23 protein-coding genes and 1 pseudogene are annotated in these 26,600 nt (G+C 46.5%); 17 read left to right on the forward strand and 7 right to left on the reverse strand.

Features of this window, described 5'->3' with window-relative positions; all coding sequences use genetic code 11:
• The first annotated feature begins 146 nt into the window (after window positions 1-146).
• The 3 genes from PSE7367_RS05020 (at window position 147) to purH (ending at window position 4,025) form a co-directional block, all read left to right on the forward strand.
• The gene (locus PSE7367_RS05020; RefSeq protein ID WP_015164288.1) at window positions 147-1,169 is read left to right on the forward strand and encodes an ABC transporter permease; all 1,023 of its coding nucleotides are present in this window, start codon (window positions 147-149) and stop codon (window positions 1,167-1,169) included.
• 39 nt (window positions 1,170-1,208) lie between these two features.
• Complete coding sequence (locus PSE7367_RS05025) at window positions 1,209-1,838, forward strand: hypothetical protein (RefSeq protein ID WP_015164289.1); 630 nt, start codon at window positions 1,209-1,211, stop codon at window positions 1,836-1,838.
• A 618-nt stretch (window positions 1,839-2,456) separates the two neighbouring features.
• Window positions 2,457-4,025, forward strand: a complete 1,569-nt coding sequence (gene purH / locus PSE7367_RS05030) for a bifunctional phosphoribosylaminoimidazolecarboxamide formyltransferase/IMP cyclohydrolase (protein ID WP_015164290.1) — start codon at window positions 2,457-2,459, stop codon at window positions 4,023-4,025.
• A 228-nt stretch (window positions 4,026-4,253) separates the two neighbouring features.
• Here the strand turns inward: purH and PSE7367_RS05035 are convergent, their stop codons facing one another.
• The gene (locus PSE7367_RS05035) at window positions 4,254-4,865 is read right to left on the reverse strand and encodes a hypothetical protein (protein ID WP_156800346.1); all 612 of its coding nucleotides are present in this window, start codon (window positions 4,863-4,865) and stop codon (window positions 4,254-4,256) included.
• Window positions 4,866-4,943: 78 nt separating this feature from the next.
• Window positions 4,944-6,377 (reverse strand): pyruvate kinase, encoded by a 1,434-nt coding sequence (gene pyk, locus PSE7367_RS05045; RefSeq protein WP_015164293.1) that lies wholly within the window; start codon window positions 6,375-6,377, stop codon window positions 4,944-4,946.
• A gap of 216 nt (window positions 6,378-6,593) precedes the next feature.
• Between pyk and PSE7367_RS23210 the strand changes: the two are divergent.
• From PSE7367_RS23210 to PSE7367_RS05065, 5 genes and pseudogenes are all read left to right on the forward strand, one after another.
• A pseudogene (locus PSE7367_RS23210) lies at window positions 6,594-6,689 on the forward strand (DUF6883 domain-containing protein); the annotation flags it as partial.
• Window positions 6,690-6,707: 18 nt separating this feature from the next.
• The gene (locus tag PSE7367_RS05050; protein ID WP_041699075.1) at window positions 6,708-6,956 is read left to right on the forward strand and encodes a DUF4926 domain-containing protein; all 249 of its coding nucleotides are present in this window, start codon (window positions 6,708-6,710) and stop codon (window positions 6,954-6,956) included.
• Window positions 6,957-7,114: 158 nt separating this feature from the next.
• The gene (gene rsmI, locus PSE7367_RS05055) at window positions 7,115-7,828 is read left to right on the forward strand and encodes a 16S rRNA (cytidine(1402)-2'-O)-methyltransferase (protein WP_015164296.1); all 714 of its coding nucleotides are present in this window, start codon (window positions 7,115-7,117) and stop codon (window positions 7,826-7,828) included.
• A 9-nt stretch (window positions 7,829-7,837) separates the two neighbouring features.
• Entirely contained in the window at window positions 7,838-8,986 is a 1,149-nt protein-coding gene (locus PSE7367_RS05060; protein WP_015164297.1) for a tRNA-ribosyltransferase family protein, read from the forward strand.
• Window positions 8,987-9,104: 118 nt separating this feature from the next.
• Entirely contained in the window at window positions 9,105-9,920 is an 816-nt protein-coding gene (locus tag PSE7367_RS05065) for a 16S rRNA methyltransferase (protein WP_015164298.1), read from the forward strand.
• A 52-nt stretch (window positions 9,921-9,972) separates the two neighbouring features.
• Here PSE7367_RS05065 and PSE7367_RS05070 read toward each other — a convergent pair whose 3' ends face one another.
• On the reverse strand, window positions 9,973-10,404 hold the full coding sequence (locus PSE7367_RS05070) for a 23S rRNA (pseudouridine(1915)-N(3))-methyltransferase RlmH (protein WP_015164299.1): 432 nt from the start codon (window positions 10,402-10,404) through the stop codon (window positions 9,973-9,975).
• A 114-nt stretch (window positions 10,405-10,518) separates the two neighbouring features.
• Between PSE7367_RS05070 and PSE7367_RS05075 the strand changes: the two genes are divergently transcribed.
• The 5 genes from PSE7367_RS05075 to metK all read left to right on the forward strand — a co-directional run bounded on the left by PSE7367_RS05075 (window position 10,519) and on the right by metK (window position 16,526).
• The gene (locus PSE7367_RS05075) at window positions 10,519-11,028 is read left to right on the forward strand and encodes a hypothetical protein (protein ID WP_015164300.1); all 510 of its coding nucleotides are present in this window, start codon (window positions 10,519-10,521) and stop codon (window positions 11,026-11,028) included.
• The gene (locus PSE7367_RS05080) at window positions 11,021-11,614 is read left to right on the forward strand and encodes a nucleotidyl transferase AbiEii/AbiGii toxin family protein (RefSeq protein WP_015164301.1); all 594 of its coding nucleotides are present in this window, start codon (window positions 11,021-11,023) and stop codon (window positions 11,612-11,614) included. The genes PSE7367_RS05075 and PSE7367_RS05080 overlap by 8 nt, the downstream gene beginning before the upstream one ends.
• 191 nt (window positions 11,615-11,805) lie before the next feature.
• Window positions 11,806-12,627, forward strand: coding sequence for a 16S rRNA methyltransferase (locus tag PSE7367_RS05085; protein WP_015164302.1), 822 nt, complete (start codon window positions 11,806-11,808; stop codon window positions 12,625-12,627).
• Window positions 12,628-12,791: 164 nt separating this feature from the next.
• Window positions 12,792-14,675, forward strand: coding sequence for a glycosyltransferase family 39 protein (locus tag PSE7367_RS22365; RefSeq protein ID WP_015164303.1), 1,884 nt, complete (start codon window positions 12,792-12,794; stop codon window positions 14,673-14,675).
• A gap of 612 nt (window positions 14,676-15,287) precedes the next feature.
• Window positions 15,288-16,526 (forward strand): methionine adenosyltransferase, encoded by a 1,239-nt coding sequence (gene metK, locus PSE7367_RS05095; RefSeq protein ID WP_015164304.1) that lies wholly within the window; start codon window positions 15,288-15,290, stop codon window positions 16,524-16,526.
• A gap of 92 nt (window positions 16,527-16,618) precedes the next feature.
• Here metK and ntcA read toward each other — a convergent pair whose 3' ends face one another.
• A complete protein-coding gene (gene ntcA / locus PSE7367_RS05100; RefSeq protein ID WP_015164305.1) occupies window positions 16,619-17,284 on the reverse strand; it encodes a global nitrogen regulator NtcA in 666 nt (221 codons plus the stop codon).
• A 361-nt stretch (window positions 17,285-17,645) separates the two neighbouring features.
• Between ntcA and PSE7367_RS05105 the strand changes: the two genes are divergently transcribed.
• The 4 genes from PSE7367_RS05105 (at window position 17,646) to PSE7367_RS20185 (ending at window position 21,795) form a co-directional block, all read left to right on the forward strand.
• Window positions 17,646-18,749, forward strand: a complete 1,104-nt coding sequence (locus PSE7367_RS05105; protein WP_015164306.1) for a patatin-like phospholipase family protein — start codon at window positions 17,646-17,648, stop codon at window positions 18,747-18,749.
• 193 nt (window positions 18,750-18,942) lie between these two features.
• Window positions 18,943-19,494 carry a YcxB family protein gene (locus tag PSE7367_RS05110; RefSeq protein WP_015164307.1) on the forward strand — a complete coding sequence of 184 codons (552 nt, stop codon included), beginning with the start codon at window positions 18,943-18,945 and terminating at the stop codon, window positions 19,492-19,494.
• A 56-nt stretch (window positions 19,495-19,550) separates the two neighbouring features.
• Complete coding sequence (locus PSE7367_RS05115) at window positions 19,551-20,252, forward strand: cofactor assembly of complex C subunit B (protein WP_015164308.1); 702 nt, start codon at window positions 19,551-19,553, stop codon at window positions 20,250-20,252.
• A gap of 391 nt (window positions 20,253-20,643) precedes the next feature.
• Window positions 20,644-21,795: a DUF1176 domain-containing protein gene (locus PSE7367_RS20185; protein ID WP_015164309.1), complete on the forward strand. Its 1,152-nt coding sequence runs from the start codon at window positions 20,644-20,646 to the stop codon at window positions 21,793-21,795.
• Between the two features lie 9 nt (window positions 21,796-21,804).
• Here the strand turns inward: PSE7367_RS20185 and PSE7367_RS05125 are convergent, their stop codons facing one another.
• From PSE7367_RS05125 to glgP, 3 genes are all read right to left on the reverse strand, one after another.
• Window positions 21,805-23,211: an aspartate ammonia-lyase gene (locus PSE7367_RS05125; protein WP_015164310.1), complete on the reverse strand. Its 1,407-nt coding sequence runs from the start codon at window positions 23,209-23,211 to the stop codon at window positions 21,805-21,807.
• 82 nt (window positions 23,212-23,293) lie between these two features.
• On the reverse strand, window positions 23,294-23,653 hold the full coding sequence (locus PSE7367_RS05130) for a hypothetical protein (protein ID WP_015164311.1): 360 nt from the start codon (window positions 23,651-23,653) through the stop codon (window positions 23,294-23,296).
• A 291-nt stretch (window positions 23,654-23,944) separates the two neighbouring features.
• Window positions 23,945-26,530: an alpha-glucan family phosphorylase gene (gene glgP / locus PSE7367_RS05135; RefSeq protein ID WP_015164312.1), complete on the reverse strand. Its 2,586-nt coding sequence runs from the start codon at window positions 26,528-26,530 to the stop codon at window positions 23,945-23,947.
• Window positions 26,531-26,600 lie beyond the last annotated feature (70 nt).

Genomic DNA, 26,600 nt, shown 5'->3' on the forward strand with positions numbered 1-26,600 from the left:
CTAATTCTTGCAGCATTGCCAAACTCAAAGATAGCAAAAACACTAATTTCGATCGCCTCAGCAATCTTCAATTAACTCAGCCCTGACCGCAAGCAACTACAATACAATCGCTTGACCTTTAAACGCATCTATTAAGCATCAGTTCTATGGCAACCAAAGAAATCTCACCAGTACCCAGCTTTTTCTTCAATACCACCACAGCCTATATTTTCAAGCGATTAGGGCAAGGGGCGTTTGTGATTTTTTTGGTCTCCTTGCTCAGCTTTTTCCTGTTGAAGCTCTCACCAGGTGATTGCCTCAGCGATCTAAGGTTTGATCCTAGTATCACCAAGGAATTTATTGAGAGCGAAGAAATTCGCCTGGGCTATGACAAGCCTGTGTACATGCAATATTTCATCTGGTTGAGCAGTGCGCTGCGTGGCAATTTGGGTCAGACTTGCCAAGGTAGCATTCCGGTGTTGTCGCTGGTGGGAGCCAGAGCCGGCACTACGTTGATGCTGTCATTTGCTACGATCGTGATTACCTGGGCGATCGCAATTCCGGTGGGCATTTTCGCCGCCGTTAAACAAAACACCTGGGGCGATCGATTGGTGCAGGTGATCAGCTATTTTTTCCAGGGATTCCCCAGCTTTGTGCTGGCAATTTTGTTGTTGATGCTGGCGCAAAATACTTCGCTGTTCCCAGTTGGTGGCCTGACTAGCATTGACTTTAGCGACCTATCCTGGTTCGGCAAAGTGGTTGATATTGGCTATCATTTGTTTTTGCCGGTCTTAACCCTAACGATCATTAGTTTTGCGGGACTGCAACGACTGATGCGGGGTAACCTGCTGGATGTGATGCGGCAGGACTACATTAAAACCGCCCGTGCCAAGGGTTTACCAGAAAATAAGGTGATTTATGTCCATGCTTTGCGCAATGCCTTTAATCCAATGGTGACGCTGCTAGGCTATGAATTTGGCGCTTTGCTGAGTGGCTCATTTATTACCGAGTTTTTCTTTAGTATTCCTGGTTTGGGGCGATTGCTCCTGGAGGCTGTATTTCAGCGCGACGTGAGCCTGGTGATGGCGGGACTGATGATCGGTACATTCATGCTGGTGATTGGCAATATCTTTGCGGACTTGATGCTAAAGCTACTCGATCCCCGGATCAAACTAGAGGAAATGGATTAGCACTGATGCTGAATTAAAACCTTGACTGGAAATGGACAAATGAAACGATTAAACAACTTATATCCACTAGTTTTAACTATAAGTTTGGCGATCTTCTTTTTGATTGGTTGTTCACAAGCGCCACCCAATCCAACTAATCCCGATCCAACAACAGATCAGCAAATCAAGCAAGAGGCGATCGCCCCAGCAAAACAAGTAGGTGATATTGACAATCAGTCATCTGAAGCTGACGAGTTGACCGAACCACCGGAAGATGCCGAGATGATCGAGCAAGCGATCGCAGAAATTCCCACTGTAGTTACGATCGCCGATCAACAAGTGGGCTTGGATGTTTTCCTGTGGCGTGATTTTCAACCAATCAGTCCAGCCGACGGCAAACCGATGCTGACTTTAGTCAAGTTGGTCGAACCAGAGACAACCAAGTCGATCGACCTGGAAGGCTTAGCTGCCAAGAATTTATGGGTGTTTAATGGTGCTGACACTAATGAAGCAACTGGTGAAATTTGGGCTACTCAACTTGAGCAACAACTACCCAGCGAATATATGGCACGGCAAGGGCCAAAGTGGGAACCTGGCACTGAGGTAAATGTGGTAGTGGAGCTGGTTGATGCGGCGGAAAATGTTTATCTGCTCAAAGCGGAGCAGCAAATTATTCAACGCACCGATTAGAGTTTTTAGCTTGACTGTATAGATCATTAAAATTAAAACTTGCCAAGTTATTGTTAATCCATAAAGCTCTTGCAAAAGCTCCAGATAATAAGCAACTAAAGGATCGCAATCCCATTGATCATTTGAGCATTTGGGCAAGAAGTTTAATCTATTTATTAATTATTTCTAATCCTGGTGGTCATGTAGTAGTCATGTAGTAATAAGGATAATTAGCAATCGATTTGAAATTCGGAGCTTAGCTTGTTTGGGTTATAAATATTCAACTATCTCCTAAATCCTTACTTGTTCAGCACTACCATTATTTCTAATCCTTTAGGCTACCCCTGCTCTATTTAAATAACAGCTCAAATTACAATTTAACAATTACAACATAATTACAACAAACCATCACAGTTAAAAATGCAGATCGGCTCTTGATTTGTTATGCTTCTAGATCGCAGCTAATCTTAGCCGAGTTCGCCAGATCTCCTTCAGCCTTGACTGGTCAGTTATTAGGGATCGCCTGGAGATACTGCTGGTCTAGTGATCTTTGCTCGATCGAACTCTTGAATTAGATCAGCTTGCCTGCTAAACAGAGACTCAAATACTTAATGCCCAATTAATGTCTAAATAACGCCCATGACTCGTATTGCCCTACTCAGCACCTCCGACAAAACTGGCCTGGTTAATTTGGCTCGTACCCTGGTCGAGAAATATCAATTTCAATTGATCAGTAGTGGTGGCACCGCCAAGGTTTTAGCAGAGGCGAATCTACCTGTGACCAAGGTGTCGGACTATACGGGCGCACCGGAAATTTTGGGTGGTCGGGTTAAAACCTTGCATCCCAAGGTGCATGGCGGCATTTTGGCACAAACTGATTTAGCCCAGGATAATCAGGATTTGCAGAACAACCAAATCCAATCGATCGCCCTGGTGGTGGTGAATTTATACCCGTTCGAGCAAACGATCGCCCAGGAGCATGTATCGCTAGAAGAGGCGATCGAACAAATCGATATTGGTGGGCCCACATTGATTAGAGCAGCGGCCAAAAATCACAAACATGTCACGATTTTATCCAGCCCCGATCAATATGCAGCCTGTTTGGATGAGCTAGAGGCCAATGGCGGCGAAACAAGGCTTAAATTCAGGCGATCGCTTGCCCTGGCAGCCTTCCAGCATACCCAAGCCTATGATCTGGCCATTTCTAATTATCTAACTGGCCAGTTTGGTCAGCAAGCTGAGGATGAATTAGCCAAACCTAACTATGAGTTAAGTGGTCACAACCCCAAGGTCTTGCGCTATGGCGAGAACCCCCACCAACCAGCCACCTGGTATCAATCTGGCAGTAAGGCAACGGGCTGGTCAGCGGCGCAACAACTGCAAGGGAAGGAATTAAGCTATAACAACTTGCTAGACCTGGAAGCAGCGCGGCGAATTGTGGCTGAGTTTGTGGCCGATCGCCCCAGTGCAGTGTTGGTCAAGCATAATAACCCCTGTGGCGTGGCGATCGCTGATGATCTGGTGATCGCCTATCAAAAAGCCCTGGCCGCAGATTCGATCTCTGCTTTTGGGGGCATTGTGGCCTTGAATCGGGCGATCGATGCGGCTACCGCAGCAAAACTCACCGAAACTTTTTTAGAATGCGTGGTTGCCCCTGCTTGTAAACCTGCCGCCCAGGAAATTTTGCAACGTAAATCCAAATTACGGGTATTGACTCTGCCGGATCTGGCGCAAGGCACTGCTGAGAATGTGCGCTTGATTGCTGGTGGCCTGCTGGTGCAAAAGAGCGACCAGATGCCGATTCATGTTGATGACTGGCAGATCGCCACCAAAAAACAACCCACCGCCGACCAGATGGAAGAGTTGATGTTTGCCTGGCGGGTGGTTAGACATGTGAAATCCAATGCAATTTTAGTCAGCCGCGATCGCCAAACCCTGGGGATCGGTGCAGGGCAAATGAATCGGGTTGGGGCAGCGCAGATCGCCCTGTCGTTGGCGGCGGAAAAGCCAGGTCAAGCAATTCAGGGAGCGGTTTTGGCCAGTGATGGCTTTTTACCCTTTGATGACACAGTAAAGGCGGCAGCAGCAGCAGGTATTACGGCGATCATTCAGCCTGGGGGCAGCATCCGGGATCAAGACTCAATTCAGGCCGCTGATGAACTGGGCATGGTGATGGTTTTAACTGGTGTACGTCACTTTTTGCATTAATAATTCTCGGTGGTCTGTTCCCATAATCCAGCATCAATTCCAACCGACCATTTGGCAAGCATAGCGATCGATTGCCAATCAGTATTTGAATTTGATCATGCACATGTTTCCTAATGCTGTTTCAAGTGAGATGTTGTGCAAGAGATGTCCTGACTGATTTGATCTAGAGGCATTCAGGCAAAAGAAGTCTCTTGAAGATGCACTAACCAGATTTTCTTTACAAAAATACTAGCGATCTAGTTCTGGGAAAGCCGCCTGGATTGCCTTATTAATCGCAATTCTGGTAATTAGGATCGCCGGCATAAAACCAGGGCAAATTAACAGCAGGGCGATCGCCACAATCCAAATCCCCGCCTCAATACCCAAAAAAGCTATCAAAACGCCAACTCCAGCCAAGCCATAGTAAATTAAGGCCGCGATCGTACTACCCACCAGCACTACGATCGCAACACTAGCGATCGCTGATTTGAGCCGCTGCTGGGTGCTAACTTGCTCAAGTGGGTGATGCAGTTTTTTGACCAGCCGCTGGGCAATTGCTTTACCCCAACCACCGCCGATCATCGTGCCAAGCAAAACCAAAACGGCGATCGCACCAAGATAAACCACTGGCCAGAATAAAAAGCTGGCAATCTGACGCAAGCCAATTAATTTAGTCTGGGTGACGATCGTAAAACTAGCTACCATCCCCAGGCTAAGCAGAATTCTGCCTGTCCAAATGCCAATTTTGGCGGTAAGCTGTCTGGCTCTGTGGCGATCGCCGATCGAAATCAAGCGTGATACTTTGGGAGACTTGACTCTAGTGTTTTGCGCGTTCGAGGCTCTTGGTGCTGGATTTCTCACGGTTAATGTTGGCGGCGATCAACTTGGGCAAGATACCACACCCAAAGCGATGGCGATCGATCGCTAGCAAAAGTAACGCTAGCAGTCTTCCTTGATGCCATGAATTTTAATAAAATTAGTCCCCTTCTCGCATTGAATTGGGCTACCACCAATAATTAATACCTTATCCCCCGCTTGCACTAGCTCGCATTGATGAAGGGCTGCTTCAATCCGATCGCTGAGTACCTCCACCGAATCGATCGCCCCAGTTAACAGCAACGGAATTACCCCCCACAATAAATTCAAGCGATAGTACGTGCGAATGTCGGCAGTGAAAGCAATAATCGGCACTTGCAATCGCTCCGAGGCCACCAATGCCGCCGTGTAACCACTGGTAGTAAAGGCCGCAATACAGCGCAGGTCGATCGCCTTATCGATCGTGTTGATCGCTTCGCTGATCGCATGGGTGGCATCCCGCTCATGGGGTGGTAGGTTTATAAATTCCAAATTCTCCTCAGTCTGGGCGGCAATCCGCGCCATGATCTCCACTGCCTGGGTTGGATATTGACCCACTGCCGATTCACCGGACAACATCACCGCATCAGTGCCATCAATAATCGCATTGGCCACATCACTAGCTTCTGCTCTGGTGGGGCGTGGATTATCAATCATGCTCTGGAGCATCTGGGTTGCCGTGATCACGGGAATACCCTGTTGATTACAAAGCCGAATGATCTTTTTCTGGAGCAGGGGCACTTTCTCCGGACTCATTTCCACGCCCAGATCACCCCGCGCCACCATGATGCCATCACATTCGGCCACGATCGCTTCAATGTTGTCGATCGCTTGGGGTTTCTCGATCTTGGCGATCACTGGCGTAGTCGCTGCCCCCAACTTAGTTAATAATTCCTTGAGCGATCGAATATCCTGCACTTGCCGCACAAAGCTCAACGCCACCCAATCGATCCCCTTCTCAACACCAAACTGCAAGTCCTGCTCATCTTTCTCGGTCATAGAGGGAAGCTGCAAATTTAAGCTGGGAAAATTAACCCCCTTGCGACTAGCCAGCATTCCACCTTTAACTACCTCGCATTTCACCGCCTGGTGATTAACTTCAATGACCCTTAGCTCTAGCAAGCCATCATCCAGCAAAATTTGGGTGTCTGGTTCCGCTTCGGTGGCCAGATGGGGATAGTCGATCGGAATGATGTTTTCTTCGCCGCGAAACTCTTCGATCGGCACTAAAAAATATTCGATTCCTTCTTCTAGTGGGATACCGCCATTTGGCAAATGACCAACCCGTACCTTGGGGCCTTGCAGGTCTTGCAGCAGGGTGACTGGCTTGCCTAGCTCCTGGGAGAGCTGCCGGATTGTGGCGATCGTGTTGGCATGATCCTCATAGCTACCGTGGGAAAAGTTGAGGCGAGCTACTGCCATGCCCGATTCAATTAGCTGCTTAATCATGGCGCGGGAGCTACTAGCAGGGCCGATCGTGGCCACAATCTTGGTGCGGTGTGGCTGTGAAAATATCATAATTTTTGCTTAGATTAAGAGATAAGGTAATGAGTCTTAAACAAATAGCTTTAGGATATAGATATAGCTCACAGAAAATTCTATCCAGTCATAGCTAATAGTCTAACCTGCTAATGCCTCTTGAAATCCACAACTATATTTTGAGTGAAACACGGCTGGTGCAAATTGAAAGTCAGCCCAACCATAGCGATAGTGTTCTTGATGTTATTCAAAATGATTGAATGGCAAAATAGAAGTACAATCCTTCGGAGTGGATGGCTGATCGAATTTGATTCAAAGACACCAAGATTAACAACCTGTTATCCTTTGTAGTTAATGATGGCAAGAAAAATGACAGTAAATCCCATAAATTTACTTGATGTTGTGGCATTGACAGTTGATTTGCCAGATTACAACTTATGGCGCGGACAAGTCGGCACGGTGGTTGAGACTTTGGCGAATGGGCAGGCATTTGAAGTCGAATTTAGCGATCGAGACGGAAGGACGTTTGAATCTTTAGGATTGCGTCCAGAGGAAATCATGGTGTTACACTTTGAGCCTGCATCGCCTGACTTGAAACCTGAAATGGCTAGAGTATAGGGCTACACAAAAACATTGTTATTATGAGCTATATCAATTGCTAGGAATAGCTATCCATTGCTAGAGGACACCAATGGAAACGCAAAAACAAACAACCGTAGTGCTAAGATCCTAGGCAGGAAATAGACAGAAATCACAAGGGATTGCCACAAACAAGAGTGTTGTATTTAGTCGCTACGCCGATCGGCAATTTAGGTGATATTAGCTTACGATCGCTAGAAACCCTGCGTAATGTCGATTGCATCGCCAGTGAAGATACTCGCAAAACCGGGCGATTGCTCAAGCATTATGAAATCAAAAAGCCGCAAATCTCTTTCCATGAGCATAACGAAGCCCAGAGTGGCAATCGGATTATGGGCTTGCTAGCCGAAGGCAAATCCGTTGCGGTGGTCACAAATGCAGGTACGCCGGGGATTTGCGATCCTGGTTTCACAATTGTCCAGAAAGCGATCGCCGCAGAGATTGAAGTTACCATGATTCCTGGTGCAGCGGCTTTTGTGTTGGCTTTGGTATTGTCTGGACTACCGGTGCATAGCTTTACCTTTCGAGGCTTCCCACCGCGTAAATCCGGGGGCAGAAAGAACTTCTTAGGAGTCGATCGGGAAGCTCCCCACACCCTGATTTTCTATGAAAGCCCCTATCGGATCAAAGCTTTCCTGGAGGATGCGATCGAGGTGTTTGGCGATCGGCGGGCTGCCTATGCCAATGACCTGACCAAAATGTTTGAAACAATCAAGCGTGGTAGTCTTTCTGAGCTAGCGGCCACATTTACTCAAAAAGGAGCGAAAGGAGAATATGTGGTAGTGATCGCTGGTGCAGATGACCAGGAACGGCAAGATAAACTAGCCCGCCGCGAACAGGAGGCCAATTAGGTTTCTATTATGGATGAAGCTACATCTACAATCACTACATCCCAAAATACGCTCAAACTGCCCCACGGCGAATTGCAATTGCCGGCCTTTTTGCCCGATGCTACCGTGGGAGTAGTGCGATCGCTGGATGCCCAAGATCTAGAACAATGCGGCATTCAAGCCCTGGTAATGAATGCTTTCCATTTGATGCAGCGGCCTGGTTCATCTACAGTTAGCGCCCTGGGTGGAATTCATCGGATGAGTGGTTGGCAACGCCCTATTTTCACTGATTCCGGCGGCTTCCAGGCTTATTCCTTAATTCGGGCTAATTCAAAATATGGCAGCATTTCCGATCGCGGTTTAATCTTCTATCCAGAGGGATCGCAACGCAAGCTCAAGCTCACGCCTGAAAAAACGATTCAATTGCAAATGGGATATGGCGCAGACCTATTATTCTGTTTGGATGACTGTACGAATGCGGAAGATAGCTTGGATGTGCAGGAAGTCTCGGTAAAACGTACGATCGCCTGGGCGAAACGTTGCAAGGCGGAATTTGTGCGATTGCTGGAACAAAAAAAAATTGACTTAAATAGTTCCGATCGCCCCCTTCTTTTTGCGGTCTTACAGGGTGGTGGTTCCTTTGAATTACGGCGTGAATGTGCCGAAGCTCTGCTAGAAATTGGTTTTGATGGCTATGGGTTTGGTGGCTGGCCACTGGATCAGCATGGCAATTTACTAACAGATATTCTGGCTTTTTGCCGATCGCTGATTCCCAAGCAGTTCCCGATGCATGCCCTGGGGATTGGTCATCCTCAAAATGTCCTAGCTGTAGCCAGGATGGGCTATGAGCTATTCGATTGTGTGATGCCTACCCGCGATGCCAGACATGGCAGGCTATATGCCTTTACCCGCGAACTTGATGATTTACCAGAGGCAATGGATAGTAGCTGGTTTTCCTATGTTTATGCCCAGGATAAGAAGCATATCAAAGCCAACCAGGCGATCGCTCCTTTTTGTGATGCAAGTTGCTGCCAACGATATAGCCTGGGGTATCTACATCATTTGTTTAACATCAATGATACTTTGTATTATCGACTGGCGACGATTCATAATTTGCGATTCATGGCCAGGTTGATGGAGCTGTTGAGAAAGAATTTGCGGAGGGATCAGAATATTTGACAGTCAAGATATTAAAATCTTCAAGTCTATACAGTCAAGGTCAAGCGAAGACTTCAGGCGATCGGCTAAGTTCCGCTGATATTTGATTCCGAACACAATCAAAACGAATGCTTGATTTATGAGTAAAGATATCAACATTGATGAATTGGTTAATACCATTCGCCAATCGAGTAAATACAAAAAATCAAATATCTGCGCAGCCACGATCCGCGATCTGATTGAAACCGAGCTTCCCCGCCACAAGCACAAAAACGAAGCGATCCAGGCGGCTAAGAAAAAACTGCATCGGATCGTTGCCCCGTACCTGGGCGATCCAGATTATAACCAGGCGATCCAGCAGCTAGAATCAGCGATCGCTACAGGGGGACAAGAACAACTCAAAGCAACATGCACCGAAATCATGGCCAGCCATCTTTCCACCAGAGAGCGGCAGCCCCTATTAAATAACTTCTATCGTAAAATCTTTGCCCATACAGGCACACCAAATAGCATTTTAGATATTGCCTGTGCGCTGCATCCCCTTTCCTTTCCCTGGATGGAATTACCGATCGCCACTCGCTACTATGCCTACGATCTACATCAAACTAGAGTAGAATTCCTGAATCAATATTTCACCCTACAAGGATTAGAACCCTTAGCGATCGCCCAGGATATTCTGGTCAACTTCCCCAACCAATCTGCGGATCTGGCCTTTATTTTTAAGGAAGTACATCGCTTTGAACAGCGCCAGCGCGGTTGCACATTGCCTTTACTGGATGCTCTGCAAGTTCGTTATCTGCTTATTTCCCTGCCCACCACCAGCGCCAGTGGCAAATGGGATGTAACCGATCGCTATCGGGATTTGGTCTATGGCATGATTAGCGATCGCCCCTGGCAAACGAAGGAAATAGAATTCGCTACTGAGCTTATTTTTATTATTGATAAGCAAGCATAGAACCTTGAGTTTACTTAACATACTGCTCTTGCTTGGCCTGCGATGATTAGAATCAGCGATGATAACTCTGATGATTAATAATTGTTTGGGCTCGATAAATTTGCTCCACCAGAATCAATCGCGCTAGCTCGTGAGGAAAAGTTAGCCTGGATAGACTCAAAACTCTACGGGCAGATTGTTTTAGTGTTTCGCTTACCCCATCTTGCCCACCGATCGCAAACACCACATCCTGCGCCATCTCCTGGTTAAGCAATTGGCTCAACTCGATCGAGTCAAACATTTCGCCATCCTCAGACAGTACAATCAGATTGTCATATTGCTTGAGCATAGCCAGAATTTTTTCTGCTTCTTTCTCCTTGCCTGTGTCTTTGATTTCTTGAATCTCCATCCTTGGCAATCGCTTCAAGTATTCATTTACGCCCGCAGCGATCCACTTCTTTTTGATTTTGCCCACGGCAATGATTCTTGCTTTCACACCCTGCATCAATCTCAAGTATTAAAACATTAATATTTTATATCAAAAACGTTTTTGTTGAGCTTCTATTCTGCATTCGAGAATATAGAATAGGGTTGTTTCATTTTGTTTGTGAATTTTTGAATGCTAAAACCTCAAGATATTGTTGTTCTGCTAAAACTTTACATCTATCAAAGCCTAATGTGGACTTATAGCGAGCTTGCAGACGAGTTATATATGAGTAGCTCTGTAGTTCATGCTTCGACCAAAAGGTGTATTGATAGCGGCTTATATGACATGTATTACAACCGCGTTATGAGACGACCGCTGTATGAAGTAATTGTATATGGGGTAAAGTACATCTTCTATACACAGCCAGGAAAAATTGTGAGAGGCATCCCTACAGCCCATTCTGCTGAACCACTTAAAAGTAAAATCCTAGATGATAGTAACAAGTATGTTTGGGCTTCTCCAGATGGATGGGAACGGGGGCAGGAAATTAAACCCCTATATAAATCAGTACCAAAGGCAGTAAAGAAAGACCCGGAATTATATGCACTCCTCAGCTTAGTTGATGCCATTCGAGTAGGTAAAAGGCGAGAATATCAATTTGCTGTTGAAGAATTGAAACAACGGCTTGGAATCAATGAATGAGCAGATTCAAATACTAGAGCAAGCAGCATCACTACTCTCAGGATTAGAGCAAACTTTTGCATTTATTGGCAGCATTACTATTGCACTTTACCTAGAACAAGTTTCAGCATTAGAAGTCCGTCCCACGAAAGATGTTGATTGTGTTGTAAAAGCCTCTTCAAAAGCAGAATATTACTCTCTTTTCGAGCAACTAAGACAGATTGGCCTTCATGAAGATAGTAGCAGCGGTGTTATTTGTCGCTGGCGCTATCAAGAGAAACTCATTATTGATATTATGCCAACTAATCAAGAAGTATTGGGTTTTGCAAATCGATGGTATGACACTGGGTTGCAAAATTGCATACCTTATAACCTTCCTAGTGGAACTAAAATCAATATTTTCCCAGTTGCATACTTGCTGGCAACGAAGATAGAAGCGTTTGAGGGACGGGGGAACAGAGATTTTTATAGTAGTAAAGATTTTGAAGATATAGTGTCATTAGTTAATGGATGCCTAGACCTCGAAGTAGAAATCCAGGGAGCCGATCGGGAAGTAAAGACATTCATAATTGATTGGTTTCATTCCAACTTAGAAATATTGCAATAGGAAGCCCCAGCTCAGCTATCTCAAAGTGAGAGAGAACTTGGGCGGCAAAAGTTTTTAGTTGATCGAATTACGAGACTATCTCAACTAAGCTGAAATATACCTCTGTATATCTAGGTTTCAGCACTTTGCAGAGAAGAATTAAGCTATATAAGTGCTCTAATCCAATCCTTAATTTAGCAGCAGCGATCGCCATGTCAGAATCAGCCACCCCTGAGCAAATCGAACACCTCGATCGCCTGATCGCATCAGTTTTACAAAGCTCTAAATATAAAACGATCGCCCCTGATTTAATTCAGCAGATTGGCATACAGGAGTTAGCTAAGCAACCCAAACTAAAGGAAGCAATCAAGGCCACCAAAAATAAGCTACATCAAGTTGGCGGCGCATATTTAAGCTATGGCACTAAGTATCCCAAATGGCTGGCGGAACTGGAATCAACACAAGGCGATCGCGCTGCCTTCCTGGCCACCTGTCAGCGGATTATGGGGTTCCATGCTTCAACCAAAGAACGATTATCAATTCTCGATCGCATTTATGCTGAGACAATGGGCACGATCGCGCCGATTAATTCTGTGCTCGATCTCGCCTGTGGATTCAATCCTTTGGCGATTCCCTGGATGCCTTTGGCGGCGGATATGCAATATTATGCCTGTGATATTTATGGCGATATGATCGGGTTTATTAATGGTTTCATGGCGATCGCTGGGATTAGCGGCAATGCCTGGGCTCAGAGTATTAGCAATACTTGCCCGGAGCAGGAAGTGGATCTAGCTTTGATCTTAAAAACAATTCCCTGCTTGGAACAGGTGGATAAAGGGGCAGGAACGCGACTGCTAGAGAGAATTCGCGCAAAGCATATGTTGGTATCGTTTCCAGCCAGGAGCCTGAGCGGCAAAAATAAGGGAATGGTGGCGAATTACGAGCAACGATTTTATGAGCTAATTGGCGATCGAGCTTGGCAAGTGCAGAGGTTTGGCTTTGATTCTGAGTTATTATTTATGGTTTCAAAATGATTTATAGCCAACGATCGCACCAACATAAATTAATCCTGCTAAATTAGATCACATTTGCCGATCGATGAACTAAGCCGCATCATCAATCAATAATTAGCGATCGGTGAGATGGTTAACTTAGATAGTTAACTGAGATGATTAACCTAGCGGGGAGTTGGTAAATATTGGTTTCAAATAAATCAAATCAAACACGCGCGATCGCCATTTTCTTGATCGCCGCGATCGCTCTGGGGATAGGGTTTCGTTTCTTTCAACTAGAGCGCAAACTATTCTGGCACGACGAAGCCTATAGCTCTATTCGCGCCGCTGGCTATACCCGCCATGAAATAGACCAGGCCATCTTTCAAGATCGATTGATGCCAGCCTCGGAGCTACAAAAATTCCAAAACATCAAACCGACTAGCACCGTTGCCGATACAGTTGATTCATTGGTCAAGGAAGACCCCCAGCATCCGCCGTTGTATTTTGTGCTGGGCAGATATTGGATGCATTGGTTTGGTGGATCGCGCACCGCTTCGCGTTCTCTCCCGGCCTTGATCTCTTTGCTGGCACTGCCATTTATGTATTTATTGGCCTGGGAGTTATTCCGATCGCGGCTGGTGGCTTTGATTTCAACCGCGCTGATCGCACTCGCCCCTTTGGAAATTCTATTCGCTCAGATCACACGGCAATATAGCCTGCTGTCGGTGTGTGTGTTGTCGAGCAGTTGGCTAATGATCAGGGCAATCAGGCGATCGCCCACCAGCAATAATCCAACCAGGGCGATCGATTGGGGTTTATATGTAGTTAGTAATTTAATTGGTTTATATGCCCATCCCTTTTTTGGCTTGACCCTGATCGCCCATGGGCTCTATGTCGGACTCGATTGGTTGCGTCTGGTGGCTTGGGAGCGATGGTGGCAGGGAAAAAAGAATAGATCAAACATTAATCATGGCGATCTGGAGGCTATCGGTAGGGCTAATGTTGATGATTCAGTAAATGAAGATTTAGAAAATGAAGATTTAGAAAATCCAGAAAATTTAGACTCTAATGCGGATCAAGATGTTGAACTCTCTATTGCCGCAGAGCAGGCTGCTTTTAGTAATCATCAGCCCAATGTTGTATTGATTAGCTATAGCATCGCCGCGATCGCCACCACCTTGTTATATCTGCCCTGGTTACTGATTATTCTGGATAACTATCAACGCGCCGCCGAAACCACCAGTTGGACGAAAGTAGCGATCGGTGCAGCCCATTTAATCCGTTCCTGGATGTTAATTTTCACTGACCTGTTCAATGATTATGACTTTGGCTATAACAATGGTTGGACTTATCTATTTCGGTTTCCCTATGTATTGATCATGTTTCTGGCGATTGCTTTTCTGAGTCGTCGCGCCACACTTTCTACGCGCATTTTTATCCTGACCGCTATTTTGGAACCATTTTTGATTTTGGCCTTGCCGGATTTGATTATGGGGGGCAAGCGATCGGCGGTGGCACGCTATTTAATTCCCTGCTTTCCGATTATTTTGTTGGCGGTGGGCTATTGGTTAGCAAATTTAATTGAGCCGAACTTGCTTGCTAAGACTGCTGGCATAAGTCAGAGGCGATCGCAAATACATTGGTCTCTTTTGCACAGTCAATCGGCGCGCTTGATTGGCAAGGGCTTATTAGCAGCGATCTTGACTCTGGCAGTATTTTCCAATTGGGTGAATGCCTATGCCGATACTTCCTGGACAAAGGACTTGAGCTATCACAACGCCGCGATCGCCAGACTGGTTAATGCTGCCCCTAACCCATTGCTGATTAGTGACATTGGCGATGACTATACCAACACTGGCGATCTGCTCTCACTCAGCTATATTCTCGATCCCAAGGTACAGCTTTTGCTCTTGGCCAAACCGATCGATCCGCAGGTAATTTTGCAGCAGGTCAATGCCAATCAATTTGACGGCATTTTTGTATTCCGGCCATCCTTTGACATCCTCACTACCCTGCATGAACTTGAAGTGCCCCATGAGAATATTTTCCCACCTGGCAAACTATGGCAAATCGCACCAGCTAATTAGGCCATAGGGCAAAATTGGGGACTGATCCATATGGCCAGAACAAGGACAGTAGCAGGCGATCGCTGGCTTAAATAAATGTATATATTGGCTAAAATAAATGCATGTATTGCAATGGAGATTGAGATGGAGGCAGTTAAATAGCTAAATTTGGGTATTTTATCTTTACTTATGTAACTGGCTTATGTAATTGGCTATTTGCATGGGTAATTACTTATTAGCATTCGATCGATTATCAGCAAGTAATGTTTATAGAGTTGGCGATCGCCTTTCGGCAAAACACCGTTTAGGCATCCATCCCAATCAATTATTTTGTCAGTTATTCACCTGAGAAAAACCACTAAATTAGTCACTTAACCACCAGGTCAAGATTAATGGTTTGCGATCGCCCTTAAAAGTGTTACGTTTATTTACTAGATTTACTTTTTTGAGTGTTACTGCCTACTTTGCTTACTGCCTCAGCCTGCTTCAACTAAATGACTAACTCTACTTTATGTTGGGGGCGATGTCGTTGGCATTGGCTAGAAATAAATCATCTCAGCTCATGGCAATTAGACAGTCACAAGCAATCGCCATCAAATACAAGACTTTCAGTATTACCGGGAGGATAAGTTTTTGGTCAGTCGTAATCTATTTACATCCGAGTCTGTTACTGAGGGACATCCCGATAAAATTTGCGATCAAATCTCCGATACGATCGTTGATACCCTGTTGGCTAACGATCCCGCCTCGCGGATTGCAGCCGAAGTGGTTGTTAATACCGGGTTAGTGCTAATTACCGGCGAGATTACCAGCAAAGCCCATGTGAATTTTGTGGATCTGGCCCGTCGTAAAATTGCCGAGATTGGCTACATCGATGCCGACAATGGTTTTTCGGCCAATAGCTGCGCGGTGCTGCTGGCGATCGATGAACAATCCCCTGATATTGCCCAGGGCGTAGACCAGGCACTGGAAGCCCGTCAGGGTGAGCAATCTGACGAAGAACTAGAAGCGGTTGGCGCAGGCGATCAAGGGATTATGTTTGGCTTTGCCTGCGATGAAACACCGGAACTAATGCCCATGCCAATCGCCCTGGCGCATCGGATTTCCCGGCAACTGGCAGCGGTACGCAAAGATGACACTCTGGCTTATCTGCGGCCTGATGGTAAAACCCAGGTAACCGTAATTTATGAAGGTGGTAAGCCGATCGGCATTGATACGGTTCTAGTCTCGACCCAGCATGACCCTGAAATTTCCGGCACCAGCGATACGGCCAAAATGCAGGAGATCATTAAAGCCGATCTGTGGCAAGAGGTAGTGAAACCAGCCTTTGAAGGCACCTTCGTGCTACCCGATCCAAATACCCGCTTTCTGGTTAATCCCACTGGCAAATTTGTGATCGGTGGCCCACAGGGCGATTCTGGCCTGACTGGTCGCAAGATTATTGTCGATACCTATGGTGGTTATTCCCGGCATGGTGGTGGTGCTTTTTCGGGCAAAGACCCCACCAAGGTCGATCGCAGTGCGGCCTATGCCTGCCGTTATGTGGCCAAAAATATTGTCGCGGCTGGATTGGCGGCTAAGTGTGAATTGCAAATCAGCTATGCGATCGGCGTGGCCAGACCGACCAGCTTGACGATCGAAACCTTTGGCACCAGCAAAGTAGATGAAGATGTATTGCTGAAACTGGTGCAGGACAACTTCGATCTGCGGCCTGCGGCGATCATTCAAAACTTCAACCTACGCAAGCTACCGAGTATGCGTAATGGTCGTTTCTATCAGGATGTGGCTGCCTATGGTCACCTGGGACGCACTGATCTAGATTTGCCCTGGGAGAAAACCGATAAGGTGGATGTTCTCAAGCAGGCATTGTAATTGCTAGTTTGAACTAGAAAAATATTCAAAATCAAATATTTAATTTTGCTACTGGGTGATTAATCACTCAGTGGCAATTTTTGTATTTATGATTAAGTAAATTGCTGACCTAGGTCGATCGGGTTGTGGACAGTAATCCTTTTCTTGGAGATTGAGATCATTTTCTGGCGGCGTAAATCTCCTAATAATCGCGTGACCGTGACCCGCGTTGAGCCAATTGCCTCCGCGATCGCCTGATGGGAGAGTTTTAGATCGATCGTTACCCCTTGCTCCGATGGCGTACCAAAATCACGGCAGAGAATTAGCAAAAAGCTGACCAAACGGGAGCCCATATCCCGGTGTGCCAGGGTCTCGATCATCATTTCCGTTTGCAGAATCCGCGACGACAGACCACGCAATAAAATCAACGGCAGTTCGGGATCTTCCTTAAGAGATTTTTCCACCTGCTCGATCGGCACCGACAACAGCTCCACCGGCGTAAAGGCCACGGAATGATAAAACCGATCGGAGCGATCGCCAGTAATCAACGACAGCACCCCAAAAATGCTATTTTCCCGCAACAGCGCCACAGTGATTTCTTCGCCTGCCTCATATACCCGCGATAACTTTACTGCCCCCCGCACCAATAGATAAAACCGCTCAGCCGGATCACCTGGGAAGAAGATCGTTTTACCACGCTCGAAAGTCTCCACCACCGGTGGATACATGCCGCCATTCATCTGACGAAATACTTCAATTAGAGAACGTTCCTGGTTCATCCCCTGTTAATGCTCCCTAAAACTGACACAAACTTTTTCACATCCAGTCCAAATCATCATATTTGCCCTTAGCTAACATATATTAAGTTATATGCAGCCTGGGCAGAAACATTACACTGAGATAAGTTACTAATATACGATCGCAAATTAGCTCCTATTCCTAGTCTAACTGGGTTTAGCAACATGCCCTCTCACACTTAATCTTACTCAATAACCACTGTTTGTATCACAGGTTACATTTATTTCAAAAATCGGCCAAAAACCCTACTGTTAACTAATATTCAAGGTAAAAGCCAGCCGCGATCGTTCCTTTTTTGCAGCTAAAATCAAGACAGATTAATTTGCAAATGGCCAAGCTAAGGTGACTCATAAAAAAATTGGCCTAGCATTAGGCAGCGGTGGTGCCAGAGGTTGGGCACACATAGGCGTAATTCAAGCCTTACTAGAAGCAGAAATTAAAATTGATTATGTGGCAGGCACTAGTATTGGTGCGTTTGTCGGTGCTTTTTATGCTGCTGGGGGGCTGAGGCAGCTCGAAGAATTTGTGCGATCGCTCGATTGGCGCACGATCGTATCGTTATTAGATCTCGAATTCCCAGATAAAGGATTACTCGATGGCGGCAAGGTCTATGAATTGTTGCAAGAACATCTATTGTCAATGCAACTCGAAGAAACCGAGGTGCCATTTCATTGCGTTGCCACTGATCTACTCAACCAACAATCAGTTACATTCAAGTCTGGTTCACTGGTGGATGCAGTGAGAGCAAGCATTTCAATTCCTGGTGTATTTACCCCATTTGAGAAAGATGGCGTTTATTACATCGATGGTGGTGTAATCAATCCGGTGCCAGTGGATGTGGTCAAGGAAATGGGCTGCGACCTGGCGATCGCTGTAAATCTCAATCATCAATATCCACAATGTCCAGATGGCGGTAATGCTAACACCAGTGTTTTAAGCGAATCTGCCAGCACCGCGAGCGATCGAGAATCTTCGCTAGAACAGCCAGAATTTCCAGAGCAACCGCAGCCAACAGATGAAAATGATACCAATCAGCCTGATCCTCAATCCTCGCAACCAGACTCACAAGCCAAAGATGCAGACCAAGCAACCCAAGACCGCGATTTTATAGTCACAATGCGATCGCAATATGAATCGGTGCAAACGTCCTTAAGTCAAAAGATTAATAACTGGCTGCCTGAGCGTAAACAAGAATCGCCAGAAGCAAAAAACAATCAATGTCCAAATATTTTTGATGTGATCGGTAATGCAATCAATATGATGGAGCAGCAGGTAACTGAAGTGAAATTAGCGGCGCTGCCACCGGATATTTTAATTCAACCTAACCTGAGCCAATATGGTATTTTTGATTTTCATTGTGCAGAAGAGATTATTCAAGTGGGGTACGAGCAAACTAAATCACAGCTAGCGGAAATTGAAAAGATGCTTGCCGCAGATGAAGACTAGAGAAGATTAAGTAAATGGCGATCGCTATCCTGGCCTAGGAGCGATGAGCGATCGAGTTTTGACTGGGTTAGATATGAGGTTTAATTTGAAACGATCGCCAAAATCTCACCTCAAGGCTACGTTTATGCCTGCGATCAATTGCTTGAATATATCAAGAAGTATAATTTTGAGGTAGTTACTCCCCGTTGCAACCATGGAAATAGTTGTCAATATCACCGACAAAGATTACCTGGAATTTCTAAAGTTGCATCGCACGATCATGTTTCCCAGGATGTCAAAAATCATGCCCTGGTTGATCGCGGGCTTGTCGATCGTGGCGGGGATTTTGCTGGCGATCCTGATCGTTTTATATATCATCCTTGGCCGCTACGCTGAGCTATTTGAATTGCTATTCACCACCATTCTGCCAATGCTTTTGATCATTGCGCTGGTGGCACTTGCGCCGACGCTGATCTATCGCAAGCTGGCCGCAGACATGAAAAAAAGAGGTGGTGATGGTGTCCTGGGGGAGCATACGATCGCCATCAATGCCGAAGCGATCGCGGTTACTTCAGCCTATGGCGAGGGCAGCCGCAAATGGATCGGGGTCGATCGGATCTTTGAAAATGAGCAATATCTGATCGTGATGTACACGGTGCAAATTGGTTTGATTATCCCTAAGCGTGATTTTGTCAGTGCCAGCGCCGCAGAGCAATTTGCTGCCCAGGCCAAACGCTATCTAGAAATGGCCAAGGGTTCAGGTTAGGCTGGTCTAGTAACTTTTTTGTAACTTAAGTTTAAGCAAGATTTAAGCAAGACCAGATGATTCGCTACCTGCCATTGATCGTCGGAATTATCGGCGGAACCGCCCTATTTATCAATCGCCTGCTCACCCCCATGCTCACGGAATCGCAATCCCGCTCTGATGCGATGGGTATTTTGGAAAGTGCAATTTTAATTTTAATCGCGCTGCTGTGGCAACAAGTGCAACCCAAGCCACCGGAATCGGTGCAATTAGTTGGCGCTGAAGTTTTTGAGATCGATCCATCCCTAACTCCAAACCAGCAAGCGGAACTGGCCTGGGCTTCGCATACCTTGCTCACCAATACAATCACCAAGTCGATCGTAATTTGGTATGACGATCGCATTTTGCTGCGGCGGGGCATCATGCCCAAACAGGATCAGAGTAAAAGCAAGAACGAATCCAAGATTGAACCAGGTGCAATTCTAGCCCGATCGCTCAAAACCCAGAAACCCACCTATTTAGTTAAGTTAGCCCTCTATCCAGGTCGATTGGAATTTGACTATCTACCAGAAAATACCCAGGGTGTGATCGTGCAGCCGATCGACGAGAGGGGCGCAATTATCCTGGGCGCAAATGCACCGCGTAGCTACACCAAGCAGGATGAAAATTGGATCGCTGCGATCGCCGCAAAATTAGCCTATAGCTTAAGTGATCAGAATGATCTAGTTGAACAACCAAATTCAATTGCGCAGCCAGAGCCAAGATCGGCAGATGATTGAGGGATTTGTAAGCTACTGATTCATGTTGGCATTGGAACTTATGCATATTGCGTCCAGTCTTTTAGATCAAAGAAGCTACCCTGAATTTTCTCGATCGCCCATATAACTTGCAAGAGGATGGACTAGAGCTAGTTTGATGACTAACTTTGCTGAGCTTATTTAAAACATGCCGGCGATCGCCATAAGACCTGCAAAAATCGCTAGAATATGCTTAAGCTAAAAGTATCAACCCAGTGAATCTGTTGCCATATCTCGCATATTTCGACTAGATGGGACTTCGTCAAAGTCAAATCGATGGGTAAATCGATGGGCAATTTGACTGGTTAAGCTATTGATAATTTTGATGTTTTAAACGGATTCAATCACGCACTATTACTAATCGGCGATCGCTATGTATAGGTTCTGGAGACGCGCTCACAATTTTTATCATGGTTCAAACCTTTTCCTAGCGCTGGGTTTGCTGAGTTTGCTGGGTTTTGCCCTGGCTAGTTGTAATGGCGCTCCAAGGCCTGGTGAAGCTAATGGTCAAGATCGCCCTGCCGACAGTTCCATCACCCAACCTGTTACTGAGCAAAATTCAAACGAGATCCCCCAGGCACAGGAGGTTCAAGATGATGGCCAAGTAATGCCGATCGGTGGGATTGGGGCAGTTAAGGACAAAACGGTCTGTGACAATACCGGTGGTATTTTGGCCTATGCCGATACTGAAAATTATGAAATTTATATTTGTAGCGATCGCAATAATCCCACCATCCCCCGCTACTATCGAGGCATCAGCAAAACTGGTAAGGGTGGCTTGGAACTAGAAGCCAAGGGCTATAATCCGCTTCAGCAGAGCTATTACGAGTTTGTGAACTATGACTATACCTATGTGGTGCAGATTCCTTCCACTCAGTTTCCCCAGCCAGAATTGATTGTGGAATTTCCCAACGGCGATCGCCATGTGGAAAAAATCCTTAGCTATCACACTGGCCAACAACGGGACGTAAAGCGGAATGTTGCCGATCGCACTGCTCCTTCTGCTCCCACTGAAAAGCCAACCATTCCAGTTACGGAAACTACCGAAACAGAGGTGATTAGCTATATTCACAAAAATATAGACAGTCTGGGTGTCTGCGAATATGGGTTTACGGCTGATTCTTCTAAGGATCTGTCTACGGTAGATCCGCTTGGTAATAATCGCTATATGGTACAGTTGCTCTGCTTTATGGGTGCGTACCAGGGTAGCTATAGCTTTGCGATCTATAGTGAGTCCGCCAGTGCTGGTGCCTCGGTGGATATACTCAGCCTGGATGTGTATGAACCTGATGCCTCCGGTGCAGTCAAGCCCATCAAAACCAGGGCGATCGGTGGCTTGCCTACTTTCGACCCTGGCTCGCAAATTTTGACTGTCTTTAGTAAAGGTCGAGGGCTAGGCGATTGCGGCAGTCTGGCTCATTATGAGTTAAAAAATAATCAGTTTGAGCTGATTGAATATCGGGCTAAGTTCGATTGTGATGGTAATTATGTCGATCCTGGTGAGTATCCAGTCATCTATCCTTAAACTATTAGATCAAGTTTGAGAGCGGCGGACGATCTGACTCATCTTCTCCAAGTCCAACACCTCCGCTAGTTGCACCTCAGTCATCAAACCCCGCTCCAGCACGATCTGCCGTAACGACTTACCCGTTGCCAAAGATTCCTTGGCAATATCAGCACTGTTGAGATAGCCAATGTGATTGTTCAACGCCGTCACCAGCGACAAACTCCCCTCAGCATAATCCAGGCACCGATCGCGGTTGGTGGTAATCCCAGCCACGCATTTGTCTGCCAGGGCTAGTAATGCATTGCCCAGAATCTCGATGCTATGGATCAAATCATAGGCGATCAACGGCATCATCACATTTAGTTCCAATTGACCAGCCTGTGCCGCCACAGCGATCGCGGTATCGTAGCCAATCACCTGAAACCCCACCATATTGATCATTTCGGCGATCACCGGATTGTATTTCCCCGGCATGATCGACGAGCCTGGTTGCACCGGAGGCAGTTGAATTTCCTTCAGGCCAGTTTTCGGCCCCGAATCCATCAAGCGCAAATCATTGGCAATCTTGATCGTGTCCTGTGCCAGGTTGCGCAATGCACTGGAAACATGCACAAACGGCGACATACTTTGCATCGCGGCCATCAGGTGGGGGGCAGGTTGCAACGGAAAACCAGTTAGCTCGCTCAGCTTGGCGGCAACCCGATCGCAATATTCAGGATGGGTATTCAGACCAGTGCCGGAAGCACTACCACCCAGCCCCAAGTAGGTTAAATCTTCAGCAGCAAGATTAATGCGGCGCAGGTGATCGCGCATAATTTGAGCATAGGCGGCAAACTCTTCACCCAGTCTGACTGGTACAGCATCTTGCAGATGGGTACGCCCTGATTTAATCACATCTTTAAATTCATGCGCTTTTTTATCCAATTGCTCAATTAGGCGATCTAAGGCAGGATAGAGCGATCGCTGCAATGCCATCAAGCCACCGATCCTAATCGCGGTGGGGATCACATCATTGGTCGATTGGCCATAGTTAACATGATCATTGGGGCTGATGCGGTCGTAGTTGCCCTTGCGATCGCCAATTATTTCCAGGGCACGATTTGCCAGCACCTCATTTAAGTTCATGTGGTGGGAAGTGCCTGCCCCCGCTTGATATACATCAACCACAAACTGATCACGCAGTTGTCCGGCCAGGATTTCATCACAGGCTTGAGCGATCGCGGCGGCCATATCTTTGGGAATGCAATCTAGCTGGGCGTTAACCGTGGCGGTGGCCTTTTTGATTGTGATGCCAGCGTCTACATAGGTACTCAAGGGCTTGATGCCGCTGATCCCAAAGTTGGCGATCGCCCTGGCGGTCTGAATGCCATAGTAGGCGGTGGTGGGGATCTCAAGCTCCCCCATTGAGTCTTTTTCAGTGCGGTAGGCAGTCATATAATCTTTTTGGGAAATGCTACTTTAATTGCTTAGTATTTCTAGATTATTACTAATCGTTGCTAATTATGGCTAATTTGGCTCAAACCATCTGGAAACGGGGATTGCGTTTGAGTTTTTCCACATCAAAATGCCTCGCCCAGGCAATGAACTTATCGCTAATAATATTATTTTCTATATCCAACAAGAGCGCAAAATAAGAATTATGCTGGCGCACTACCACCGCTGCATATTTCTTACCGCGAATTACCGCATAGTAAAAATGATCGAGCTTGAGTGAGGAGCTAAGCAGCGATCGTAGTCCCAACGCCTGGAAGATCGTCTGTACCCAACTAATATTTTTGTCACCATCAGCCAGGGTATAGTATTCCTTCGGCAAACCACTGGGATCAAAGGTTGCGGCTCCCAATGCATATTGCTCATAGGTTACTTCTACGGCCATAACTAATTTTGCTCTATTCTCCTGGTTAATGCTCAGTTAATAATCAGTTAATAACAGGTAGTCGGGATCGCCCCTGTGGTAGATATTGGATTTGGCGATCGCAGGTCAGTACCTATCAATTTTACTTAAGGGCGGACAAATCTAATAGATTTATTAGATCGATCTCAATTGTCCTAATAGCTAATTGCCTAGACCCATTTAGCCCAACTATTTAATTATAAGAAATAAAAAACAACAGCCAGAATTGATATCTAAATACCTGACTGTTGCGAGTATAGATCTAATTTTGGCTTATGCCCAGTGAATCAGGCGAGGTTCATAGGAACTGCTTAGGCTGGGATGCTTAGGTAGAATGCGCAAAGACATACCATGTAGGCCACTGCCACCATAGCTAGTCTCCGCTGCATAGACACTCACGCCATTACTGTTGCTTTGCAGCATCATTGGATATGATTTACCATCAAGGACTTCGCCGTTTTCGGCCACAATGCCCTGGTATAGCTCTACTTCCACATCAGCAGGTTTGAGCCCAGCCAGATAAATCTCGGCCTTGACTGCGATCGGCTGGCTGACCTTGACATCTGTGCTGTCGTTGGCATCAGTGGAAACTTCGACCGACTTGATCGTAATGGCGTGCCATTCCTGCGCCAGGTTCGCTTTCCAATGGGCTAGATGCTTAGCTTTGCCGTAGTTCTGGGTACGCAATTCACCCATCCGATCGCTGGCCTTAATATAGGCTTCTTGAGCATAATCACGTACCATTCTGGCAGTGTTGAACATGGGTGTGTTCAGGCGGATTGAATCCTTCATCTTGTCCAGCCAACCCACAGGAATACCATCTTCACTGCGATGATAGAACAAAGGCAGTGCGTCTTTTTCCAGGATTTCATAAATCGCGTTGGATTCGATCCGATTTTGATACTCGTGATCGTCATATTCCTCACCGAGGCCGATCGGCCAGCCAGTATTGAAATAGTCGGCTTCAGCCCACCAACCATCTAAAATACTCAGATTAAGACAACCATGCATGGCCGCCTTCATGCCACTGGTGCCAGAGGCTTCCCTGGGGCGGCGTGGCGTATTCAGCCAGATATCACAACCGGCCAGCATCAAACCAGATACATAGGTATCGTAGTCTTCAATGAAAACAATGCTATGGCGCACATCTTCTTCGCGACTAAATCGGACAATGTCGCGGATTAGTTCTTTACCGGGGGTATCTTTGGGGTGAGCCTTGCCAGCGATCACAAATTGCAGTTTTCGATCGCTATTTTTGAGCAGCTTTTTGATCCGATTCCGATCGTACATAAACAATGTACCGCGCTTGTAGGTGGCAAACCGCCGCGCAAACCCAACCGTTAGAGCACTAGGATCAAGCACTTCGCCAGCTTCTTTAATTTCCGCCGGTGATGCGCCCCACTTGGTCAACTGACGTTTTAAGCGCTCACGGGCAAATAGCACCAGTTGGGCTCTTTGGCGCTCATGATTCCGCCATAGTTCTTCATCGGGAATTGTACTAACTCGTTCCCACAGTTTGTCATTAACTCCCCCTGACGACCAGCTTGGTCCCAGGTAGCGATCGTAAAGGTTTTGGGTATCTTCAGAAACCCAGGTACGGGCATGGACCCCATTGGTAATCGAGGTGATCGGCACTTCGGCATTGGGCAACTGCGGCCATAGCCTGGTGAACATATCCCGCGATACGGCACCATGTAGTTTGCTAACCCCATTAACATAGGTGGCCATTTTGATTGCAAACACCGCCATACTGAAGTATTCCTGTTCATCTTCGGGATGCTCACGACCCAGCGCCAAGAACTGCTGCTTGGAAATACTCAGGCGATCGCAATAGCTACCAATGTAGTACCACACCTTATCGGGCGGGAAGCGATCGATGCCAGCGGGCACAGGTGTATGGGTGGTAAAAATTTGAGTTGATTGCGCCAATTGCAGCGCTTCTTGATAGCCCAGTCCTTCTTGCTGCATCAGGGGCTCTAAGCGGGCGATCGACAAAAAGCCAGCATGCCCCTCATTCATGTGATAGGCGGTTGGTTTATACCCCAGCGCAACCAGGGCTCTGGTGCCGCCAATCCCCAGCATCATTTCCTGCCGAATCCTGACATCTATGTCACCACCATAGAGGTAGTCGGTAATGTCTTGATCGGTGTGATTATTGGGTTCGATATTGGTATCAAGTAAATAAAGCTTGACCATACCCACCTGAATCCGCCAGATTCGGGCATAGACCTTCTTGGTGCCCAGGCTTTCATCGGGGTAATCAACACTAATGTGCAGCTCCGAACCATCGGGATTCCGCTCTAGATGCAGCGGCATATTATAGAAATCATTGATCGGGTAGCGTTCCTGCTGCCAACCATCGGGGTTTAGATATTGCTTGAAGTAGCCTTTTTGATACAACAACCCCACACCCACTAGCGGAATGCCAATGTCACTGGAGGATTTGAGGTGATCGCCAGCCAGGATACCCAAGCCACCAGAATAGATCGGTAGGCAATCGGTTAGCCCAAATTCTGCGGAGTAATAGGCATAGCATTCACCTTCGATCGCTTGACCAGAGCGATGCTTTTGATACCAGGTGCGTTTGTTTAAATAGTCATTGAGTTGTTGATGGGCGCGATCCATCTGAGCCAGAAACCCATCATCTTCCAGGGCTTCTTGCAAGCGCTCTTGGCTGATTGTACCCAGCATCAAAACTGGGTTGTGGCGGGTATCATCCCACAGATCTGGATCGAGACGACGAAATAGATCTCGGATTTCAACACTCCAAGACCAGTAAAGGTTATATGCGAGTTCACGCAGAGGCTCCAGCCTCTCTGGTAGGGATGGCTTAACGTTAAATGTGCGAATCGGCCTCATAGCGACTTGGGACTCTCTCTATGTTCAGTAATCAATCGATAATCAATCGATACCCGCAAATTATTTAGAT

This window comes from Pseudanabaena sp. PCC 7367 (assembly GCF_000317065.1).
GTDB classification, from domain to species: domain Bacteria; phylum Cyanobacteriota; class Cyanobacteriia; order Pseudanabaenales; family Pseudanabaenaceae; genus Thalassoporum; species Thalassoporum mexicanum.